The sequence below is a fragment of the Thalassoglobus sp. genome (assembly GCF_048270125.1).
GTDB lineage: Bacteria > Planctomycetota > Planctomycetia > Planctomycetales > Planctomycetaceae > Thalassoglobus.
The window spans coordinates 1-17,242 of the sequence record NZ_JBLWTN010000027.1 but is presented as its reverse complement, the minus strand read 5'-3'; the positions used below and the strand labels follow the sequence as shown (position 1 = coordinate 17,242).

12 protein-coding genes are annotated in these 17,242 nt (G+C 52.3%); 9 read left to right on the top strand and 3 right to left on the bottom strand.

The window, feature by feature from the left end:
• Positions 1–23 precede the first annotated feature (23 nt).
• Positions 24–1,157: a S1C family serine protease gene (locus ACN0YR_RS20750; RefSeq protein WP_417851132.1), complete on the bottom strand. Its 1,134-nt coding sequence runs from the start codon at positions 1,155–1,157 to the stop codon at positions 24–26.
• 230 nt (positions 1,158–1,387) lie between these two features.
• Between ACN0YR_RS20750 and xylB the strand changes: the two genes are divergently transcribed.
• From xylB to ACN0YR_RS20720, 6 genes are all read left to right on the top strand, one after another.
• Positions 1,388–2,935 (top strand): xylulokinase, encoded by a 1,548-nt coding sequence (gene xylB / locus ACN0YR_RS20745; protein ID WP_417851131.1) that lies wholly within the window; start codon positions 1,388–1,390, stop codon positions 2,933–2,935.
• Positions 2,936–3,012: 77 nt separating this feature from the next.
• Positions 3,013–3,510: an HYExAFE family protein gene (locus tag ACN0YR_RS20740; RefSeq protein WP_417851130.1), complete on the top strand. Its 498-nt coding sequence runs from the start codon at positions 3,013–3,015 to the stop codon at positions 3,508–3,510.
• Between the two features lie 114 nt (positions 3,511–3,624).
• Complete coding sequence (locus ACN0YR_RS20735) at positions 3,625–3,849, top strand: hypothetical protein (RefSeq protein ID WP_417851129.1); 225 nt, start codon at positions 3,625–3,627, stop codon at positions 3,847–3,849.
• A gap of 203 nt (positions 3,850–4,052) precedes the next feature.
• Entirely contained in the window at positions 4,053–5,270 is a 1,218-nt protein-coding gene (locus ACN0YR_RS20730; RefSeq protein ID WP_417851128.1) for a beta-ketoacyl-[acyl-carrier-protein] synthase family protein, read from the top strand.
• A 113-nt stretch (positions 5,271–5,383) separates the two neighbouring features.
• Entirely contained in the window at positions 5,384–6,766 is a 1,383-nt protein-coding gene (locus ACN0YR_RS20725) for a phytoene desaturase family protein (RefSeq protein WP_417851127.1), read from the top strand.
• A gap of 226 nt (positions 6,767–6,992) precedes the next feature.
• Entirely contained in the window at positions 6,993–7,916 is a 924-nt protein-coding gene (locus ACN0YR_RS20720) for a metallophosphoesterase family protein (RefSeq protein WP_417851126.1), read from the top strand.
• An 85-nt stretch (positions 7,917–8,001) separates the two neighbouring features.
• Here the strand turns inward: ACN0YR_RS20720 and ACN0YR_RS20715 are convergent, their stop codons facing one another.
• Both ACN0YR_RS20715 and ACN0YR_RS20710 read right to left on the bottom strand, forming a co-directional pair.
• Positions 8,002–9,372, bottom strand: a complete 1,371-nt coding sequence (locus ACN0YR_RS20715) for a Gfo/Idh/MocA family oxidoreductase (RefSeq protein ID WP_417851125.1) — start codon at positions 9,370–9,372, stop codon at positions 8,002–8,004.
• Positions 9,373–9,635: 263 nt separating this feature from the next.
• Entirely contained in the window at positions 9,636–10,970 is a 1,335-nt protein-coding gene (locus tag ACN0YR_RS20710; protein ID WP_417851124.1) for a DUF1501 domain-containing protein, read from the bottom strand.
• A gap of 536 nt (positions 10,971–11,506) precedes the next feature.
• On the opposite strand from ACN0YR_RS20710, the gene ACN0YR_RS20705 reads away from it, so the two are divergent.
• From ACN0YR_RS20705 to leuS, 3 genes are all read left to right on the top strand, one after another.
• Complete coding sequence (locus ACN0YR_RS20705) at positions 11,507–12,808, top strand: O-acetylhomoserine aminocarboxypropyltransferase/cysteine synthase family protein (RefSeq protein WP_417851123.1); 1,302 nt, start codon at positions 11,507–11,509, stop codon at positions 12,806–12,808.
• 319 nt (positions 12,809–13,127) lie between these two features.
• Positions 13,128–13,919: a cyclase family protein gene (locus tag ACN0YR_RS20700; RefSeq protein ID WP_417851122.1), complete on the top strand. Its 792-nt coding sequence runs from the start codon at positions 13,128–13,130 to the stop codon at positions 13,917–13,919.
• 379 nt (positions 13,920–14,298) lie between these two features.
• Complete coding sequence (leuS, locus tag ACN0YR_RS20695) at positions 14,299–17,007, top strand: leucine--tRNA ligase (protein ID WP_417851121.1); 2,709 nt, start codon at positions 14,299–14,301, stop codon at positions 17,005–17,007.
• Positions 17,008–17,242 lie beyond the last annotated feature (235 nt).

Genomic DNA, 17,242 nt, shown 5'->3' with positions numbered 1-17,242 from the left:
TCAACCTGGCACTTTGACTTCGCTTATTCTTCATCAGAATTATCGTTTCCTGAATCAACGTTTCCGGTCGAGTCATCGCTTGCAGGTTCATCGCTACTGGTTTCTGCACTGTCAGGCTGCTTGGCGAGCGGGGGAGGAAACTTGCCTGTTTTCAGGTCTGCAATTCGATTCACTATCAGATCAGCTGGAAGAACATACGTAGATGTTCGTCCCGCACGGGCGATGTTGATTCCGACAGTCTTGCCTGCGAGGGTCACAACCGGGCCGCCACACTCTTCGGGTCGAAGCACGGTATCGTGTTGATAGACAGCTTCGAAGTCGTCACGGCGAAAACTGAGCGGTCCTCCCATCTGTTCCTGAAATGCAATTCTGGAGAGAAAGCCTCCAAAGGGATGAGTCAATGTTGCTGAGATCGAGAGCGGTTTGTCTTCTCGAATAATCCGCAACAGAATCGTGTCACCAGGGCGAAATGTTGCAATCGTTTCGACCAAATGTCGCCGCCCGCTAATCACGGTTTCACCAACTTCTTCGATTAAATCTCCGGGGATCAGCCCAGCGTTCTCTGCTCCACTGTTCGGAAAGACCTGTTCGACAATCGCCTCTTCCACCATCTCCAACTGAATCCCCAACACCCCACGTGCTTCGGACTTAGGGATTTCCCGTCGAGAGACACTCATGACGCCTCCTCCCACAGGGAGTTCACGGGAATCGGTGGTGATCAACCATTCTCCGACTTTGGGTTCTTCCGTTTGCCAGTCCACCGGCTCCAGATCTTTGGCATCAATCTTCAATAATGCGAGATCAAGATTGATGTCAAAGCCGACGTATTCAAACGGGATTCGACGTCCGTCCGAGAGTTCGCACAGCGTTGCTTTTTGAATTTGACTCGCCTTCGTCACGATCCAACCGTCAGATTCAACAATTGCCCCGAGCGCGACTTCCTCATCTTCAGAGTAGAGTGTCACAACACGTTGACGCTGATCCTTCACCGCTTGAGCGAACGCTTTCCGCATTTGCTGTCCTTGCAGCCAAAACGGTCGACGCAACTGCTCCGCCTGACCTTCTGCCAAGGCCGAAGGAACGACACTCAAGAGCAGCATGAGCAAGAAAGAAAGACCAGCGAGCGAGGCGCGGCGGGACGGAATCAGTTGTTTCATGAGTCACCACACTAAAGAGTGAAGACGTATCAATCAAAAACCAGAATGATCTTTGCTGAGAGCCCAGTCAAGAGAGCATCGTCAAGAGATCAGCTGAATTGCTTGGCTGAACAGGTTGTTCATCGCTAAACTTCATTCCTCCACTCTGAGAGTGAACTACGTGAGCGTACGGCTCAGTGTGGAGAATTTGTTGAATTATACGCGCCTTTCCTGCATCCCGGCAAAAAAACATGAGCGTTTACCTCGGAATTGACATCGGCACCAGTGGGACAAAAACTCTCGCTGTCCGTGAGGATGGAGAGATTCTCGCCTCAGCGACTGTCGAATACCCACTTTACAGCCCACAACCGGGATGGTCCGAGCAAGATCCGGAAGACTGGTGGAAGGGCTCAGTGGAATCAGTACAACTCGTGCTGAAACGAGGGAACATCGCCCCCGAGGAGGTCAAAGGGATCGGGCTGAGCGGGCAGATGCATGGTTCCGTCTTTCTCGACAAAGAAGGAAAAGTGATCCGGCGAGCCCTGTTATGGAACGACCAGCGGACCGCTCGCGAATGTGCTGAAATTGAAGAACGTGCTGGCGGGCGAGAATCTCTGATCAAGCTGGTTGCGAATCCGGCTCTGACGGGATTCACAGCTCCCAAAATTTTGTGGTTACGCAATCACGAACCGCAGCACTATGAGCAGGTTCAACAGATCCTGCTGCCGAAAGATTACATCCGCTACCGCCTCACCGGTGAGTTTGCCTCTGAGGTGAGCGACGCTTCCGGAACGCTTCTCCTTGATGTTAAAGCGAGACAATGGTCCAGCGAACTCCTGTCAAAGCTTGAGATCGATTCTGCACTCCTCCCGAAAGTTTATGAGTCCGAAGAAGTCAGCGGAACGTTAACGTCGACAGCCGCCACGAAGCTTGGGCTTCCCGCAGGTGTCCCGGTCGTTGGAGGTGGAGGAGATCAAGCAGCCAGTGCCATCGGGAACGGAATCGTCAGCCGAGGTGCTGTCTCCGCAACGATGGGGACCAGCGGTGTTGTCTTCGCACATAGTGATGAAGTCCAAATCGACGCCGCTGGCCGGATTCACACGTTCTGCCACGCGGTCCGAGACAAATGGCACGTGATGGGCTGCGTCCTTTCAGCTGGCGGCAGTTTCCAATGGTATCGTAATCAGTTCGGACAGCCAGAAGTTGCAGTCGCTCGCGACATGGGCGTTGACCCTTATGAACTCCTCACCACTCAAGCTGCTCAAGCTCCCGCTGGCTCAGAAGGGCTCTTCTTCCTCCCTTACCTCACGGGTGAACGAACACCACATGCCGATCCCAATGCACGCGGAGCCTGGGTCGGTATGAGCCTGCGCCACGGAAAATCACACCTTGGACGTTCGGTCATGGAAGGGGCGACGTTCGCCATGCGGGACTGCCTTGAGTTGATTCGCGAAATGCAGATTCCCGTTGAAGAAATCCGGGTATCAGGAGGCGGATCGCGGAGCCAATTCTGGAAGCAGCTCCAGGCTGATATCTATGGACAAGAGGTTGTCACCATCAACGCTGAAGAAGGCCCGGCTTACGGAGCTGCACTTCTGGCAACCGCTGGGACCGGAGCCTACAACGATGTTGTTGAAGCCTGTCAGGCCACAATTCGCGTCGTCACGCAAACAAAACCTTGCGAGACCGCCAAAGCGACCTACAATCGAGCCTATCCAATTTATCAAAAACTGTACCAGTCCCTGAAATCGGACTACCAGACGATTGCAGAGTTTGTGCAGGGGACATCCCAGAACTGATCTTGAAGCTTGAATTTGCTCCCTCAAACGTTGCGAAAAACAGCGATCCCAGAGGTTTTCGGACTGATTCTAAATAAATGGCAAAACGGTCGAATCATTATGATGTTGCGTTTGAGAACTTTTTGCGTCTCATGCGCAGACCGTACGTCGCTGTCGACGAGTCAAAACGGGCGCTCTATCAGGACTCATCACTGAAGTCCATGGATTTTGTCGTTTACTCACAATCCTCCACGAACCTGCTCGTTGATGTGAAAGGACGCCGATTTCCTCAAAAATCAGGCTTCTGGGAAAACTGGACCATGCAGGACGACATCCACAGCCTGCTCGAGTGGGAGCAGGTCTTTGGTGAGAACTTTCGCAGCATGCTCGTCTTTGCTTACGAAGTGTTCACGCCCCGGGAAATGGAGTATCATGACATCACATGGGAGTTCCGGCAGCGACGATATGCATTTTACGGAGTCTGGACCCAGGACTACGCTGCTGCCATGAAAACCCGCTCCTCCAGCTGGCAAACGGTCAACTTGGGAGCCCACGATTACCGAAAGCTGCGGCATCCAATACTTTCGGTCTTATAAACCTTCGGTGCAATTTGAAGAGCCCCTGAGAGAGGCCCGTTCAACGAGAATCCCGTATTGATTCGCCGTTTCGCTGAGGCTGAAAACTATTCCAGAACAACCTGTCAAACAACCATGTCTCGAGACACAAAAATCATGCTGGCTCTGTCCACAATCTTCTTCGTGATGATTGCGAGCCAGTCGCTCTTTGCACAAGCTCCCGCACCTGTTGTCGCTCCGGTGCAATCTTCCCCGGGCGGCGGATTCATCGTACGTCCATTATGGGTCGAAATTGCCATTACGGTCGCGATGTTTGGACTCGCACTCTTCGCAGTGGGTCGCAGCAGTAATCGCAGCTAGAGCATTTTTCGAATTAGTGTTCGCGTCCTGCTCGTCACGAGGCAGAATGCAAAGGTCAATTTCAAATTTGCGGATCAGTTCTCAAAAATTCTCGTGAATTCTCACCTTCATACATCTGTGGTGAATTCCTTCCCTGAAAGTTTTCACCCACTTACATGTCTCAAGCTCCTGAAAACAAGACTCGCTCCCATCGAAAGGCTGACGTGAATCGGGTTCGTATCGCCGTCACCGGGATCGGACTGGTCACTCCACTCGGAACAGAAACCGAGTCAACTTGGGAGGCACTTCAGCGGGGGGATTCCGCAGCACGATTTCTCACAGAGGAAGAAATCGGGTCTAACCAAATTCCAGCGCGGGTTCGAGGTTATGGGGCTCGTGTCGAACTCAAGAATCCCGGACTGCACGATTCCCGAAGTACGATATTTGCCCTCATGGCTGCCAGGCAAGCGATTGCACAGGCTCAGCTTTCTCCTGAGTTTCAACGCTCAGCCGGATGCGTTTTCGGAACAAGCAAGACAGACTTGCGAGCGACCGATGATCTCTTCGCGAAACTGCATGAGGACAGGACCGGCCAGACAGAACCGGAGATCAGTGCTCTCTTCCCCAGCAGCCCCTCAACTGCTGTCGCGAACGAGTTTCAACTGGAAGGTCCAGCGAGTTGTCCGGTCGCCGCTTGTGCAACTGGCATGGTCAGTCTCATTCGAGCCGCTGAACTGATTCGACACGGTGATGCATCGACCGTAATCACTGGCAGTACCGACTGTTCATTACATGCCGGGCTTCTCGCCTCATACAGGCGGCTGGGAGTGCTGGCGAAACCGGAGGACGCCCCCGCGCAGGCGTGCCGACCGTTTGACCAGCACCGAGGTGGCTTTGTGGTTGGCGAAGGAGCCGCCGCGCTGGTACTCGAAGACTGGAATCAGGCGAATGAGCGGGGAGCCGCACCGCTGGCGGAATGGGTTGACGGCCTGATTGGTTGTGATCCGACAGGATTGACAGCTGTGGACTCCACCGGTGAGACCCTGGCGCAACTGATCCAAAAACTCCTCGACCAGAACCAGGTCCATCCCCGGCAGGTCTCGACCATTTGCTACCACGGGACAGCAACCCGCATGAACGATCTCACCGAAGCACGAGCAATCCAACTGGTCTTCGGAGACAGACCGACTGGATTCGGAATCAAAGGGGCCATCGGTCATCTCATGGGAGCTGCCGGGGCGGTCGAAGCAGCGACCAGCGTTTGTGCCATCAAGGACCAGATCATCCCACCCACGGCAAACCACCATCACCACGATCCGGAATGCCCGAATCGAGTCACCGGCAGGCATGCAGTTCGTCAGCCAATCGAATATCTTCTCAAAACATCACTCGGATTCGGCGGACATCTGGCAGTCGGACTGCTAAAACGAGTCACAAATTGAGGAGCACGGCTTTGAGCATTTTCAACGCGTTTCATCCCACGAGAAACACGATAGTGTTAGCCTGAGACTTGCCCTGACAGTTGAAGTGGCCGGCGAAAATTGAAAGCAAAAACGTGAAATACGACACTCTTATTATCGGAGCCGGAATGTCCGGGTTGGCAGCCGGGATTCGCTTGGCCTACTACGAAAAATCGGTCTGCATTCTCGAACGCCACACAACAATCGGAGGACTCAACTCGTTCTACCGTTTGCGGGGTCGTAATTATGATGTCGGTCTGCATGCTGTCACTAATTACGCTGACCCCGGTACGCGTAAAGGTCCACTTGCGAAGTTACTCAAGCAGTTGCGTCTTCGCTGGGACGATTTTGACCTCTCACCGCAAAACGGCTCATCAGTCGTTTTTCCTGGCCATCGAATTGCCTTCGACAACAATTACGAACAGTTCCTCGACGCTGTCTGTGATGAGTTTCCTTCGCAGGCCGATGGATTTCGCCAACTCGTGCAGCGGATCGAAGAGTTCAACGAACTCGATCTCGACCAGAAACCGATTTCCGCTCGCAAGGTCTTAAGTGAAACCCTCAGTGATCCGCTGCTCATCGACATGCTGTTCTGTCCACTGATGTTTTACGGGTCTGCCTTGCCGCATGATATGGATTTCAACCAATTCGTAATCATGTTCAAAAGTATTTTCCGAGAAGGTTTCGGTCGCCCATATGATGGAGTCCGGCAAATCCTGAAAACGCTGACTCGGCACTTCAAATCACTCGGCGGTGAATTGAAACTCCGACAGGGTGTTCGGGAAATCGTCATCGAAAACGGTAAAGCTGTCGGCGTCATCACCGATGATGGAACACACATTGAAGCTGAGAACGTCCTCTCCTCTGCCGGCGTGGCAGAAACGTATGAACTCTGTGGAAACGAAATTCCTACCGCAGACATTCAACATGGCGAGGTCTCTTTCAACGAAGCTATTTTTGTTCTCGACAAGCAACCCAAAGAACTGGGACACGAAGAGACGATCGTCTTTTACAACAACGAAGAGAAATTTCACTACGAACCTCCACAAGATCCGTGTGACGTCCGCAGCGGAATTATCTGTTCGCCAAACAATTTTCGGTACGCCAACGACGAACAACTCGAAGATGGCTTCATCCGGATCACCGCACTGGCGAACCCGGACTACTGGATGAACCTGCCCGACGAAGAGTACTACAAAGCAAAAGAATTCTGGACCGCCAAGATGGTCGAATCGGCCCAGCAGCACATCCCCGAATTCAAAGACCACATCGTCGATGTTGACGTCTTCACCCCCCGCACAATCAAGAAATTCACCGGTCATCTCAAAGGAGCGGTCTACGGCGCTCCGGTCAAAGTCCTTGACGGCACCACCCCCATCGAGCACTTGTACCTGTGCGGAACCGACCAGGGATTCCTCGGCATCATCGGCTCAATGCTCTCGGGAATCACAATGGCAAACAACCATCTGCTCCGCTGACTCGCTGTCCCGATTGAAGAAATCTGTCCAACAAAACCTGCATCAAATTTTGTATTCAGTGACAGAAATCACTTGATGGCTTAAGATGAGAGCACCTTTTATTAGAGCAGTTTGCTCTACCATATGCCCGTGAAGAACGCATTTTACCAGTGGAATTGCTGTTCGCCACGAGGCAGAACGCGAATGCCAATTCGAAAAATGCTATCGCCTTATCCAGGAGCTCAACATGCCGATTCATCTGGGGTCGCAGTCACGACGCCTCTTCCTGAAAAACGTTTCTGCAGCGAGTGCTGCTGTGGTGATGTCGACAACTCTTCGCGCTGACGAGAAGGCGACGAACATCGACGATCGTTTCTTTGCTCTCCTTTCAGACACCCACATCTCAGAAAGTCCGGACGGGACAGCTCGCGGGATCAACATGACAGACAACCTGAAAGCTGTCGTCGCGCAGATTGGTCAACTCCCCAAGCGTCCTGCCAACCTCATGATCAATGGTGATTGCGCCTTATCGAAAGGGCTCCCGGCTGAGTATCAAAACTTCGCCGATTGCGTGAAACCGCTGGATGACATGGGCGTTCACCTTCATCTCACAATGGGAAATCATGACGACCGTGAGACACTCTACGAACACATGGCAAAGAGCCGCCCGGCAGAAAATCCGGTTCCCGTAAAGCACGTTGGTGTTTTGGAAGGCCAGTTCGCGAACTGGTTTCTCATCGACACCTTGATTCGACCCGGACACGTTGCCGGTGAAGTCGGGTTTGAGCAACTGCAATGGTTGACGAAACAGCTTGACGCCCGCCCCGACAAGCCCGCAATCGTGATGGGACACCACAATCCCCAGTTTACAAAACCTGCAAAAGGTGGACGCTGGACCGGACTGTGGGACACCGATGCCCTCATCGAAATCTTACAAGCTCGTCCGAACGTCCGCGCTCTCTTTTACGGTCACAGCCATCAATGGAACAGACAAAAGGTCGGCAATCTGCAACTCGTGAACTTGCCAGCCGTTTCGTATGTCTTCTCGGAAGGGGTGGCGAATGGCTGGGTTTCAGCTCACCTGGACGAGAAGTCCATGAAGTTGCAGCTTCACACCATGGACCCCGCTCACCGTCAAAACAACGAACAATTTGAATTCGCGTTGACGTAATCGGCGGTTCACCCGAGCGGTTCTCTTTTCAGCACAAGGATCGCTGGGCCTCTCAAGAGCGGCCCAGCGATTTGGCTGCGAAAGACTACATGTTAATTTCGAACCCTTTGCGATCTTCTCGCGACAGGAAGGAGTTCGCTTGATCGTCGCCAATGATCTGTCGTTTGGTGGCATCCCATTTGAGTTCCCGGCCTAAACGCATGGCGATGTTCGACAAGTGACAAATCTCCAGCATGCGGTTGTGTGACCAGACATCGGAGATTGGCTGCTTGCGAGCGTTCATCCCTTCGATGAAGTTCGCGGTGTGGTTCTTGCTGATTTTGCCACCGTAAACCTCTTCAATCGCTCCTTCAGGAAGTGGATTCTCTTTGAGGTCTTCAACAGGTTTCCCGACGATTTTGCCGCGATTCACAAAGAAGCGGCCTTCTGTCCCTTCGAAGAGAATCCCGTTATCCCCCTCGCTGGTGATGATCATTTCGACGTCATTGGGCATGTCGACCCGAATTTTGAAACTGGTCGCTGCGTTGTATTGATCATCTACAACGGGATGACCATCTTTGTACTCGACAGGCAATGAGTACTCGAGGGGTGTCACTTTGCTGGGACCGGTGTCGCTGGCGCCGAGGGCCCAGCTTGCGATATCAACATGATGAGCGCCCCAGTCAGTCAGCTTTCCGCCGGAGTATTCGTGCCAGTTTCGGAATGAGTAATGACAGTTACTGTAAAGCGGAACGCCGCCACCGTAACCTTCGCGAAGTTTGGGGAGTGCCCGGTAATCGACTTTCGGAGCAGGTCCCAGCCAGAAATCCCAATCGAGTCCCTCGGGGACACTGGTTTTCGGAATGACCGGAGATGCCACCATGCCGTTAATTCCACACGTCACTTTTTTCACAGTCCCGATTCGTCCCGCCCGAATTAGAGCAATCGCCTGCAAGAACCGCTGACTCGATTCGGTTCGCTGCATTGTTCCGACTTGAAAAACCTGCCCCGTCTCTTTGACGACTTTTTCGATCAACTTTCCTTCGTCGATCGTCAGTGTCAGCGGTTTCTCGCAGTAAACATCCTTCCCTGCGTACATCGCTTCGACAGCAATTTTGGTATGCCAGTGATCCGGCGTCGCAATCATCACAGCGTCGATATCTTTGCGATCGAGAACTTTTCGATAGTCCTTGTAAGCGTCTGGCTTCTTGCCTTGTTTCTTTTCGACCCGCTCAACATTCACACCTAAAACATTTGAGTCGACATCTGCCAGGGCAGCGAAGTCCGCAAACTGGAACGATTTATTGGTGATCGTCCAACCTTGATTCCTCAGGCCGATCGTCGCAAACACAGGTCGGTCATTCGCAGCTTGGTAACCGAATGCTCGTTGAGATCCGGGAAGCAGCAAGCTGGCGACTCCTGTCGCTGCCACTCCCTGAAGGAACTGGCGACGTGACGTTTGTTGAAAACCTGACATGTCAATATCCTCGTATAATCTGTTAATGCCTGAAGGCTGATAGTCAAAACATATCTCGGGATTGTTCTAACATAAGTTTAATCAATCACCGATTCGACAGCGAGCGGAGAAGGTTTTCTGCAATGCCAGACCAGCCGCAGAGCAAACTCCCCGGTTCACAGCAAGTTGTGCGAAAAAGCGACTTCACTGGTAATTTTACTGGTAAAACCTGTTCGACAGACGCAGAGGCAAGTTGAGACAGCCAGTCACGAAGAGAGTCGTAGCTATGCCAAGAGTTCCGCAATCGGTTCGACTTCGGGTTCGGCAAGGCGGATGGGGCGGCCGATGGCAGACATATTTTGGTTGGTGTGATCGATTCCCATTGCCCCCATCACTGTGGCGATCAATTGATTGACAGCGACCGGGTTTTCTGCGACTTCCATACCTGCGTCATTCGTTGCACCATAAACTTGTCCTCCCTGAATTCCACCACCGGCGAGAACCGTACTCCAGGCGTTCGGGAAATGGTCACGACCGGTTTGCGGGTTGATGGTCGGAGTCCGTCCGAATTCGCCCATCCACACGATCGTCGTCGACTCCAACAGTCCACGATCCTGAAGATCTTTCATGAGCATCGCCCAGGCGGGGTCGAGTGTTTCGCACAAAGCCTGAACAGCAGAGAAATTGTCCTGGTGCGTGTCCCAGCCGATTTGGTTTTCTCCGTTCGGTCCACCCAGTGCAACTTCAACAAAAGGGACGCCACGTTCTACGAGTCGGCGGGCCAGCAGGCATCCTTGCCCAAAGCGATTCTTCCCATAAGCATCGCGGATTTCAGGAGCTTCTTCACTGAGGTCAAAGGCAGACATCGCACTGGAGTTCATCATCTGCACAGCTTGGTCGTACGCTGTGAGATGGCTTTCCGTTGGTAAGCCGGGGCGGTCTTTGACGAATTGGTTCTCCACAAACTTCAGGAGTTCCATTCGCGACTTCGCTTGTGATTCCGTGACTGTCTCACGCAGCCGAACGTTACTGACTTCCAGTGGCGCTCCATATTCGGGAGCATCGTCTCCACCGGGACCGGGATTGTTCCCGCCAACAAGTAGCGGAGATCGCTGAGGGCCTAAGAATCCAGAACCGAAAGCTGCCGGGTTGAGGAAATTGTTGGAGAGAATGCTGACATAGTTGGGGATACCAGCACGGTTGTGCTTGAACTCATTCCCTAACAGAGCCCCGAGTGTGGGATATTGAATCGTCCCGGCTGGAAGATAACCTGTTCGCAAATGGTAAGAGGCCCGACCGTGGTCCCCCTCTTTAGTTTTCATCGAACGGATTATCGCCAGATGCTCAGCCATTTGAGCGACTTGCGGCAAGTGCTCACCAATCTGGATTCCAGGAACAGAGGTCTGAATCGCTTTGAATTCGCCACCATTCTCATGGTCTGGCTTCGGATCGAAGGTGTCCAACTGACTTGGCCCACCCGGCATCCAGAGCAAAATACAGGACTTGGGCGATTTCGCTTCCTGTTGATTCGCCAACAACGGAAACCATCCCGACAGGGAAGTGGCTGAAAATCCGGCTGCCATGAGCCTTAAGAAATCGCGGCGTTGTTGAGTCAGCATGAGTCTGCCAGCTATTCGAGCAAGGAAATTCGACCGATACGCAACACCTCAAAAACTGAGGTGTCACATGAGAGACCACTCCACAAGGATACGAATTCCCAGCAATTGGTGCGAAATCTATTTTCCATTTTCTGCAAAACAGAGCATCTTCGTCGTTTTTGAGCCTGTGAAGATCACGGAGACGACGTTACGCAGATCAGTGCGAGGCAGGGGGGAAGACCAGAAAATGATGCGCCCTTGAATTGAGGGTCGCTCAAGCCACTTTTCTAAGAGACCATCTACAGTTGATGAAACGGCCCACACAGTTTGAGATTGTGCACTTGTGCGGTTAGCATACAGCGGCAGCAAGCTGGCATCTGTATTTTGTCAGCATTTTGAAACGGATTGCGTGCTCAGCAAGAGCTCGCTTGCTCACCGGGCGGGACTGCCCAGCGTCCACTTTTCGTCACCGAAATGAGCACATCCGTAACAGGATCTTACTCTTTACTTGCCACCGAGCAGAACATTCCAACCATTACTACATAGGTCGATTTATTATGGGAGAAGCTTCAATGAAACGAGGAACCACTTGCGTCCATGGTGGACAAGAACCAGATCCAGCAACAAATTCTCGGGCTGTTCCCATCTACCAGACGACATCATTTGTCTTTAACGATGCCGACCATGCGGGACGCCTGTTTGGCTTGCAGGAATTTGGAAACATTTATTCCCGGATCATGAATCCGACCTGCGATGTTCTGGAGAAACGTCTGGCGATGCTCGAAGGAGGTTCCGGGGCATTGGCGCTTGCCAGCGGACAGGCTGCAGAGTCGCTGGCTATTATGAACATCGCTCAGGCGGGGCAAAACATTGTCTCGTCATCGAGCCTGTATGGGGGAACCTACAACCTGTTCAACTACACGTTCCCCAAGTTCGGGATCAAATCGACCTTCGTCGACTCCAGGGAGCCGGAGAACTTCAAGAACGCGATCGATGAAAACACTCGTTGTTTGTATCTCGAATCGATCGGAAACCCTGGCTGCGATATTCCTGATTTCGAAGCGATTGCAGAAATCGCTCACGAAGCCGGGATTCCGATGATTGTCGACAACACACTCGCCTCACCTGTTCTGTTTCGTCCATTTGAACATGGAGCCGATGTTGTTGTGGCTTCCTGTACAAAGTACATCGGCGGTCACGGAACTTCGATTGGTGGAATCGTGGTCGAGAAGGGCGATTTCCCTTGGGACAACGGGAAGTTTCCTGAACTGACCGAGCCTGATCCTTCCTATCATGGGTTGAAATTCCACGAGACTTTCGGCCCGATGAACCTTTCGTACATCCTCAAATTACGAACACAACTCCTTCGCGACCTCGGTCCAGCGATGAGCCCGTTCAACGCATTCTCATTCCTGCAAGGCTTAGAAACACTGCACTTGCGAATGCCGAAGCATTGCGAGAACGCACAAGCTGTCGCGGAGTTCCTCGATTCACACCCGAAGGTTTCGTGGGTCAAATATGCCGGACTGGAATCGCATCCATCACATGCAGCGATGAAAAAATACATGCCCGATGGTTGCGGTGCGATCTTCGGATTTGGAATTACCGGAGCGAATGCCGATGAGCAAATCGCCAATGGCGTGAAGCTGATCAACAAACTCGAACTCTTCTCACACCTGGCAAATGTTGGCGACAGCAAGTCACTGATCATTCATCCAGCGAGCACAACGCACCAACAGCTCAGTCCTGAGGAGCAGATGAGTGCGGGAGCGAGTCCCGACTTGGTCCGCCTGTCGATCGGAACCGAAGACAAGGAAGACATCATCGCCGACCTCAAGCAGGCACTGGATAGCATTTAACAGTTTCTGAATGAGCCTGTGTGCGAAAAAAATCGCATTCACAACGACATCGCTGACTCACCATGAGGCAGATCGCGTCAACGATTTCGGGAAATTGTCTTCGATGATTCCCTGAGAGAGCAGGCGTGCACTGCCTCGTGTCGAGCTGCGATATTTACTGATGAAACGTCTACTTCCCGAGCACAAAAACCATTGAACATGTTCCGAGGATTCTAGAGCAGCTTGCTCTATCGTGTGCCCGTAAAGAACGCATTTCTCTTGTAAAAATGCTGTTCGCCACGAGGCAGATCCTGTAAACCAATTCGAAAGATGCTCAAGCATGAACCTTCTTCGCTCACTTGTTCTGATTGCGATCACCTCTCTCTTCCCTATTTGCTCGGAGAGTGTTGGCGAAGAAATTGTCATCAAACCGACGAGTCAGATTGTTGACCTCACGTACCCTTTGAACGCCGACAATGCTTACTGGCCGGGAGAGAAGTATAAACCGTTCGAACTCCACACAATCGCCACTCTGGAGAAGGATGGTGTGCTCTCCAAAGCGTTCAGTATGCCGGAGCATCTTGGCACACACATCGACGCCCCCAATCACTTCGAGCCCAACCAACCAAGTGTCGATCAATTAACTCTGAAACAACTCGCTGGCCCCGGAGTTGTGATTGACCTCTCCATGAAGGCCGAAGTCGACGCCGACGCAATGCTGACTGTCGATGAGATCAAAGAATGGGAAGCCGAACATGGCCGCATCCCCGATGGTTCGATCATCTTTTTGAACACCGGCTGGGGACGCTTCTGGGGAAATCCGATTCGCTATCAAAATCGCGATGCGCGCTCTCAACTCCACTTTCCATCCTTCTCCGGACCGGCAGCGGACTTTTTAATTCAAAAGCGAAAAGCTATTGGAATCGGCGTCGATAACCTCAGCATCGACCGCGGCATTTCCAAAGACTTTGAAGTTCATCATATCGTGAACAAGGCGGGAAAATTCGGATTAGAGAACGTCGCTCACCTGGACAAGCTGCCACCCAAAGGCTTCAGCGTCATCGTAGCTCCCATCAAAATCCAGAGCGGAACCGGTGGCCCAGCCCGGATCTGGGCGATTCTGAATGAATAACGGTTCGTAAAGATTTCAGTTTTCCCGAACAGTTACGTGGTTGGAATCGCTGATTCCCTCAAGATCTCAACACGAACATTGTCCCGATTCGATGTGTCGACCTCTGATCTCTGAGTCTCTAAAATAACCCATCGCTCAAAGAATCCACGAGTTCCAGAACTGATCCTGAAACTTGATTTTGCTCACTGAAACATTGAGAAAAGCGACGATTCCAGAGGTTTTCGGACTGGTTTCAGTGCAAATCCAATATTGATCTTTACGTTCAGCCTCGTGACGGGCAGTCGATGAAATCATGAAAGTGTCCTTCACCGGCTGACACGCATTGAAATTCCCTCGTCAAATTACACTCACACCTCAACCTTAGTCCCTCGACCAAAAAATGCCCCGATACGAACCGAAACAGATCGAGCCGAAGTGGCAGCAGTTCTGGGATGCAAACCAGACGTTTACCACGTCCAACGAGCCGCGCGAAGACTCCACCGGAAAATCTTACATCCTTGATATGTTTCCGTATCCGTCTGGGTCAGGGCTCCATGTCGGGCATCCCGAGGGGTACACAGCGACCGATATTATTGCACGTTATCACCGGATGCGCGGGAAACATGTGCTGCACCCGATGGGTTGGGATGCCTTCGGATTGCCTGCGGAGCAACATGCGATTAACACCGGCACGCACCCTCGCGTCACAACGTACCAAAACATCGATAACTTCCGGCGTCAGCTCAAAATGCTCGGTTTCAGTTACGACTGGACTCGAGAAATCTCGACGACCGATGAAGATTACTACCGCTGGACACAATGGATCTTCCTTCAACTTTATGACACCTGGTACGACGCCGATTACGAATGGACCGACGCCAACGGAAAGAAACGAATCGGCAAAGGGCGTCCGATTTCCGAACTCCCCATTCCGGAAAATGTCGTCGAAACCCACCTGGCTCCTGGTGATCCGCCGGGGGACGTTGCCATCGCAACACGCCGTTATCAAGACGCACATCGACTTGCGTATCAAAGCGACGCGCCCGTGAACTGGTGTCCGGAACTCGGGACTGTTCTCGCTAACGAAGAAGTGACAGCGGAAGGGCTCAGCGACCGTGGTGGCTTCCCGGTGGAACGCCGTTCGCTCCGGCAATGGATGTTGCGCATCACATCCTACGCAGAACGGCTTTTGACCGAACTTGATGATGTCGACTGGCCCGAATCTGTGAAAATCCTGCAGCGGAACTGGATCGGCAAGAGCATCGGTGCTGAAGTCGACTTCTTTGTTGACGCAGAGAACAACGCGACGCAATTTGCAGAATGGAAAGCTGATCGTGCGGCGAATGGCTTGCCTGCTTCGCCAGAACCAAACGTACTCCGTGTCTACACGACTCGTCCCGACACCTTGTTCGGCGCGACTTACATGGTCGTCGCTCCCGAACATGATATCGTCGATTCCATTACGACAGACGAACAGAAAGCTGAAGTCGAAGAATACCGACGCAAGGCGGCTCTCAAAAGTGACCTCGACCGGACCGACCTGGCAAAAGGAAAGTCGGGCGTTTTCACCGGGGCGTACGCGGTCAACCCGGTCAACGAAGAACGTATCCCGATCTGGATCGCAGATTACGTTCTCATCAGCTACGGAACCGGTGCCATCATGGCGGTTCCAGCACATGATGAACGGGATCTTGAATTCGCACAAACGTTCAGCATCAACGTGATCGAAGTTGTTGATTCTGGAAGTGACGATGTCGACAACATCGGCTTCACCGGCAACGGAACAGCCATCAACTCCGGAAAATATACTGGAACGCCGACCGCTGAGTTCAAGAAGCAGATCGCTGCCGAACTCAACGAATCCGGACTTGGAAAAGCTGCCACCAATTACCGATTGCGTGACTGGCTCTTTTCACGCCAACGGTACTGGGGCGAACCGTTCCCGATCTGGCATGAACTCGATGATGAAGGAAAACCAACCGGTCATGTTCGCCCCGTTGCAGAGGATGAACTTCCGGTCACACTTCCGAACATGGAAGACTTCAAACCGAAGGGGACTCCCGATCCGCCGCTCAGCTGGGCTCCCGATGAATGGCTATATCAAACCGCCGAAGATGGAACACGCTTAAAGCGAGAAACCAACAGTATGCCGCAATGGGCGGGGAGTTGCTGGTACTACTTGCGATTCGCAGACAACAAAAACAGCGACAAGTTCATCGACCCTGAAATGGAGAAGTACTGGCTTCCCGTCGACCTCTACATCGGCGGAGCCGAGCACGCGGTCTTGCACCTGCTCTACTCTCGTTTCTGGCACAAAGTCCTCTTCGACTGTGGTCACGTTTCAACGGAAGAACCGTTTCAGAAGTTGATCAACCAGGGGATGATTCTTGGCGAGAACAACGAAAAGATGTCCAAGTCTCGCGGCAATGTCGTCAACCCGGATGATGTTGTTCGGGAATACGGAGCGGACTCGTTACGTCTCTACGAAATGTTCATGGGACCACTTGATCAAGTGAAGCCGTGGAGCACAAAAGGCGTCGAAGGAGTCCATCGATTTTTGGGCCGGGCGTGGCGATTGATCGTTGATGACCAGGCTGAAGAGATCGCTCTCTGCTCAGCTGTGCAAGATGCATCAATGAACGAGGAACAGGAGCGCGTTCTTCACAAGACGATCAAGGGTGTGACTGATGACATCGAGAAGTTCAGCTTCAACACCGCCATTAGTAAGATGATGGAGTTCACGAACTTCTTCACCGGACAACAGGTACGGTCGAAGTCGGCGATGGAATCATTCGTCTTGCTACTTGCTCCATTTGCTCCGCACGTCGCAGAGGAGTTGTGGCAAGTGCTCGGACACAACGAGTCACTCACTTACGCCCCCTGGCCAAGCTACGACGACTCAAAAATCGTCGAAGCTGAGATCGAAATCCCTGTGCAGGTGAACGGCAAGATGCGAGCGAAGATCAAAATCCCGGTTGATGCCGATCAAGCGACGATGCAATCACTCGCAGAAAACAACGACGCCATCAAGCCACAATTAGAAGGCAAAACCATCGTCAAAGTCATCTGCGTTCCAAAGCGCATGGTCAACTTTGTCGTGAAGGGGTAGTCAGCGATTCTCAGCAGAATTGAGGAATCGTAAGTCAGCAGACTGAAGAATCCTGATGTGATTTGCAGAGTTGATCCAGTCGAAAAAACGTCGCAGCCATGTTGCTGTGAACGCTAAAACTCGTTGCTGGAAAGGCATCTGCAATCACTTCTGTGCGACTCTAGAGCATCTTCAGGTTTGGTTTGCAGTGTAGCCGCAGGAGTGAATGTAATTCAAACATTCTTGGGGACTGAAC